Origin of the sequence: Acinetobacter sp. BMW17 (assembly GCF_001592855.1) — a bacterium.
Lineage (GTDB): Bacteria > Pseudomonadota > Gammaproteobacteria > Pseudomonadales > Moraxellaceae > Acinetobacter > Acinetobacter johnsonii.
This window is the reverse complement of record NZ_LSOD01000054.1, coordinates 1-2,092: the sequence shown is the minus strand read 5'-3', so window position 1 is coordinate 2,092 and position 2,092 is coordinate 1. Positions and strand designations below refer to the sequence as shown.

Annotated in this window: 1 protein-coding gene; it reads right to left on the bottom strand. The window is 34.3% G+C overall.

Translation table 11 applies throughout. The annotated features are described in order from the left end of the window. Window positions 1-332 precede the first annotated feature (332 nt). Window positions 333-1,910 (bottom strand): sensor domain-containing diguanylate cyclase, encoded by a 1,578-nt coding sequence (locus AXW61_RS16945; RefSeq protein ID WP_062035476.1) that lies wholly within the window; start codon window positions 1,908-1,910, stop codon window positions 333-335. Window positions 1,911-2,092: the final 182 nt, after the last annotated feature.

Here is a 2,092-nt window from a genome sequence, read left to right as displayed (position 1 = left end):
GAAAAAAGAAGAGTTTAAGGAAATTTTGGCAATTTTAAGAAAGCAGAATCCTGATAGGATAAGGGTTCTGTGAAATTTGTCGTGTACAGAGATTAAAAATACAGTTTCAAGCTTTATTTTCATTAATCTTGTCCAAAGTTATCTTCGTTATACGGATATTTATTGCTATTTTTTTAATTATAAAATCAAAGTCAGCGTAAAAAAGTCGAAGATATTCACCGAAATATAATCATCGTAGAAAATAGAATGAAGAAACAGCATATATTTTTGAAAAGCTCATCCTTTTGATGATTTTAATTTCAATATAAAGCTGATTCTTGAAGAAATTTTCATCAGTCCGCTGAAGTTGAATGGATACAATTTCGACCGTCATTCTTGGCTTGATAGAGTTTTTGGTCTGCCAGTTTAATCACATCTTGAATATTCTCTGAGTCTTGAGGCCAAGAGGCGATACCAATTGAAACCGTGATCGTTCCAATTGGGTCAATGTAGCTTTGTGCTACTGTTTTACGAAGTCGTTCAGCTGCTATATAGGCAATCTTTGGATCTTCGTGTACCACAAATACAATAAATTCTTCTCCACCGACACGGCAGCACACATCATGTTGACGAAAGTTACTTTTCATATGAGAAGCTAACTTTTTCAACACATGATCACCTTGATCATGCCCATAGTTATCATTTACTGCTTTAAAGTGATCGATGTCCAATGTCAGTACGGAAAAAGGCGTATTGGTTGCTTCTAATTCATTTAAAAATAGTTTCATACCACGGCGGTTATAAAGTTCCGTCAGCGGATCGGTATTCACGTGTTGTTTAAGCTCTGCAATTTCATCTTTAAAATGTTTAGAGCTAAGCAAAAGAGCGGTGCGAAAGCGTAAAGCCTCAAAATACCATGGATCGATTTTTTTAATATCTTGATCAATATTTGGGCGCGTTAACATGCTGGCCATTTGTGCAAGCTTATTGAGTGGTGACGAAATCCAGTAAGAAAGTTTCCACACAAAAATGAACAGGAGTAAATAGAAGCCGAGCATAGCCAGTGTTACTTTAACGATGATCGAGTTAGCTTGACTTAATAACTCTAACGTCGGTTGTTGCGACACGACAATCCAGTTTACACTTGGAATTACTGCAAATCCCGCAAGGTTTTCGATCCCTTTACTATTGACCAGTGCAATCTTTCCAGTGGGGTGGGAGGTAATATATTGCATTCCAGTATTATTTTTTAATGAATCGCCAATGCGAGACTTATCTGGATGGAAGATGATCTTATTCTTATTATCAACAACATAAGTATAACTTTTCTTATAAGAATAAGTGGTAGCTAATAGCTCACTCACCAAGTTTTCTTTATTCAAATAAATCGAGCCCGTGACGATACCGAGGAACTCATTTTTACGATTAAAAATAGGTTGAGCAATCAGCACAATTAAATTGTTTGACAAACCTTTGTATGGAGAGGAAATATAGGTTTTCTTGAGTTTTAATGCTTCGGTAATACCTAAAGTTTTATATTGTTTTTTTTGATTAACATGTAAGGTCTCGGGTGAGTACTCCAAAATAAAAGCATTTTTATCGATAATCGTAATTGAGTTAAATTTTTGTGATTGACCTTTAAGACGTGTAACTTCAGCTTTTAAAACCTGTTGATTTGAGAAATCTTGACCAACAATTTGAGCACTATAGCGGAGCTCACTCAACATACTTTCAAAATATTTGTCGGTACTAAATGCAATTTTTGAGGCATAGCGTTGATTGGCAGCTAAAGAGTTTTCGGTTAACTGCTCTTTGATGACATAGTTCAGAACAAAAATTGAAATTAGAAACAAGCTTGAGACACAGCCAATAATTAAAATCAAAATAAGTTTTTGTAAATCTAGACTATGAAAAAAAGATTTCTTGATCACTCATGCCCCCAAGACAAGAACAGATTTTTTAAAGTTTTGTTGTTACGCCTATAGAAGCTCAATTCTCATGGTTGAAATCAATCTGGGTGAAAATTGCTCGAATTTGCTTGCTGGTATTTTTCTAAGTATAGAGAAACTTCATATTAATATATATATAATTTTTCTATTAAAATTACATTAGT